The 3,662-nt window shown below is 45.1% G+C and carries 2 protein-coding genes; both read right to left on the reverse strand.

Going from position 1 to position 3,662, the window contains the following annotated elements; all coding sequences use genetic code 11:
• A partial coding sequence (locus CDG77_RS33970; protein WP_143857164.1) for a non-ribosomal peptide synthetase occupies positions 1-2,828 on the reverse strand: 2,828 nt, incomplete at its 3' end.
• Positions 2,829-2,912: 84 nt separating this feature from the next.
• Positions 2,913-3,662: phosphopantetheine-binding protein (locus CDG77_RS33975; RefSeq protein WP_143857165.1), on the reverse strand; the 750-nt coding region annotated here is incomplete at its 5' end.

Consider the following 3,662-nt stretch of genomic DNA (forward strand, 5'->3'; position numbering starts at 1 on the left):
ACGGTTTCTCGTAGATCGGGGTGTTGTGCTAGCACAGCTTCGATTTCTCCAAGTTCAATGCGGAAGCCGCGAATCTTCACCTGATAATCAATGCGACCCAAAAACTCAATGTTGCCGTCGTTAAGGTAGCGGGCTTTGTCGCCAGTCTTGTAAAGACGAGTTCCCTCTGTCCCAAATACATTAGGAATAAAGGCTTGATCTGTTAGTTCTGGCTTATTGAGATAACCACGACCAACTCCCGCTCCACCAACATATAGTTCGCCTGCTACCCCTATTGGCACAGGTTGTAGTTGGGGGTTCAAAATATACAACTGAGTATTTGCTACTGCCCGACCAATTGGTGTATTGAGAGTTTCTGCCCCTAATGGCTGATATATGGGGTAATGTGTAACATCATCAGAGCATTCTGTAGGACCATAGGCATTTAAGATTGGTATGGTTGGATAGTGGTTTAACCAGCGATCGCATAGGTTTGGTGGCAATGCCTCACCAGTTAAGATTAACCAACGTAACTTAGACAAATGGGGACGTTCCTGGTTGTGTGATTCTATCTCCAGAAGCATCATTTGCAACAGCGAAGGCACAACCTCCAGGATAGAAATTCCCTGCTTCTCAATCTGCTCCAACAATTTTGCCGGGTTATGTACAATCTCATTGCTAAAAATCTCAACCCGCCCACCTACAAGTAGTCCTACCAGCAATTGCCAAACCGATATATCAAAACTTTGGGGAGCAGTTTGAGCGATGGCGTCAGTTTCTGTGAGCTTGAGATCCCATATTTTCGCATATAAATGATTGAGCATCCCTCGATGCTCGATCATCACTCCTTTTGGCATTCCTGTAGAACCAGAGGTGTAGATAACATAAGCTAGGTTTTTATTTGCTACTACACTTACGGGATTTTGCTCGCTCTGTTGAGAGATTACTTCCGAGTCTGTATCGAGGTAAACTACACGTGCTTTGTTTTCAGGCAATGCGGTTGCTATATTCTTGTGAGTCAACAGCACAGACACTTGTGAATCTGAGAGAATGTAGGCTAAACGTTCTTTGGGATAGTCCGGGTCTAATGGTACATAAACACCGCCTGCCTTGAAAATTGCCAACAGCCCCACTAACATTTCTAAGGAGCGCTCCAGACAAATACCCACCAGTACCTCTGACTTGACTCCGATCGCTTGCAGGTGGTGTGCTAGTTGATTGGCACGACAATTCAGTTGCTGATAAGTAAGTTGTTGGTTCTCAAACATCACCGCTACCGCTTTCGGGGTGCGCTCCACCTGAGCTTCAAACAATTGATGAATACACCTGTCGAAAACATACTCAACCTGGGTGTTGTTCCATTCCATTAGCAACTGATGTCGTTCTACTGTAGTTAGCAGAGGCAATTCAAAAATCGGCTGATGGGGATTAGTCACAATTCCCTCGAGTAAGGTCTGAAAATGCTCCAGCAGCCGAGACATCGTGCTAGGGTTAAACAAATCAGTATTGTATTCCAATTCCCCTGTCAGTTCCAAATCAGTCTCTGTCAGCGACAAGGTTAAATCAAACTTCGTCGTAACGTTCTCCATTGCTAAGGAAGTAACGTTTAGACCTGGCAGATCCAGCGTCTGTGCTGAGTTATGCTCAAAGTTAAACATGACCTGGAACAGGGGATTATAACTTAGGTTGCGTTCTGGATGTAAGGCTTCTACAACTTGCTCAAACGGCAAATCTTGGTGAGCATAGGCATCCAGGGCGACCTGCTGCACCCGAGCTAATAGCTCTGGGAACCTGGGTTTTCCAGACAGGTCGATACGTAACACTAAGGTGTTGACAAAAAAACCAATTAATGATTCAGTCTCCAAGCGATTGCGATTGGCAACGGGGGAGCCGATCGCGATGTCCTCCATGCCACTGTATCGTGAGAGTAAGATTGCAAAGACCGTCAGCAGCGTCATGAACAGTGTCGCTCCTGATTCCTGACTGAAGGTCTTCAACTTCTGAGTCAGATGGAGACCAATCTGAAAGTGCTGGGTATCACCTTGGAAAGTCTGGATTGGGGGGCGTGGTCGGTCTGTAGGCAGTTCCAACACAGGAGAAGAACCCGTCAATTTCTGCTTCCAATAGTTAATTTGAGTTTCCCGCACCTTCCCTTGGAGCCACTGATGCTGCCAGCAAGCAAAGTCAGCGTACTGAATGGGCAGTTCTGGCAAGGGGGAAGGTTCAAGACAAGAGAAAGCTTTATAAAGGATGGCTAACTCTTGGACGAATATCCCGATTGACCAGGCATCAGAAACAATGTGATGCATCGTCAGCAGCAACACATGTTCATCTGCTCCCAAGCGCATGAGGCTAACCCGCAGCAGAAGGTCGTTCGCTAGGTCAAAAGGTCGGTGAGCTTCTTCTCTGGCTAACCGTTGCACCTCAGCAGATTTTTCTTCTGCTGTTAATGCTTGCAAGTCTAACATGGGTAAAGTAAAAGTTAAACTTGGAGCAATTACCTGAACAGCAGTTCCATTCACCGTTTTAAAGTTGGTACGTAAAACCTCGTGACGTTGGACAATTTCTGCGATCACTTGTTCTAAAGCAGCTACTTGCAGGAAACCGATGAGTCGGACTCCCGTAGCCATGTTGTAGTTAACACTCCCTCCTTCCAACTGATCCAAAAACCATAAGCATTGTTGAGCAAAGGATAACGGAACTGTTTGTTCCCTAGAGACTGCTATAAGCGGTGGAACTTTGTCTATATCGCTTGTTGAAGAAATTTGTTTGTGTGTTTGTAGCTTCTGAAGCAGAAGTTCACGCTTTTCTAAAGAAAGATTATCAAGACGTTTTCGCAGGTCACTCATAAATTTTTTCTAAATTAATCCTAAATTAAAAAGTGAGTGGGGGAATCACTAACTAATGACCAATTCCCCATGCTCAATCCCTTACTATTCAGTTAGCAATTGCTTCACTTCCTCATCTGATAATTCATCAATCTCAGTTAAAAATTGCTCTAGCATATTGTTTTCCGCTTGCTCAATTTGTTGGGCAGCTAGCAGTTCAGCAAGCTCGGCAATGGTAGGACTTTCAAACAAACAGCGCAGGGGTAACTGAATGGAGAAGGCTTCGCGTAGCCGAGAAATAAGTTGGATGGCTAGCAGAGAATGTCCTCCCATTTCAAAGAAGTCGTCGTGGATGCCAACTTTTTCCAACCCTAAAAGTTCAGTCCAGAGGTCAGCTAGAATCTTTTCTCTAGGAGAGTGAGGTGCAACAAAGCCATTTTCAAGACTGATTTGAGATAGGTCAGGCGCTGGTAGCGCGTGGCGGTTTATTTTGCCATTGGGCGTCAGGGGCAGAGCATCCATCTGCACAAAAGCATGGGGGATCATGTAATCAGGCAACTTATCTCTAAGGAAGTGGCGCAGTTCATTGGGATTGAATGCTAATTGATTCAGTACAACATACGCTACAAGATTTTTGTTTCCAAGTTGATCTTTGCGATCTAATATTACAGCTTGCAGAACAGAAGGATGTTGAGTCAATACAGATTCAATTTCCCCAAGCTCAATGCGGAAGCCACGAATCTTCACCTGATAATCAATACGACCGAGAAACTCAATATTGCCGTCGTTAAGGTAGCGGGCTTTGTCGCCAGTCTTGTAAAGACGAGTTCCCTCTGTCCCAAATACATTAGGAAT

It is taken from the genome of Nostoc sp. 'Peltigera membranacea cyanobiont' 213, assembly GCF_002245975.1.
In the GTDB taxonomy this organism is placed as follows: Bacteria; Cyanobacteriota; Cyanobacteriia; order Cyanobacteriales; family Nostocaceae; genus Nostoc.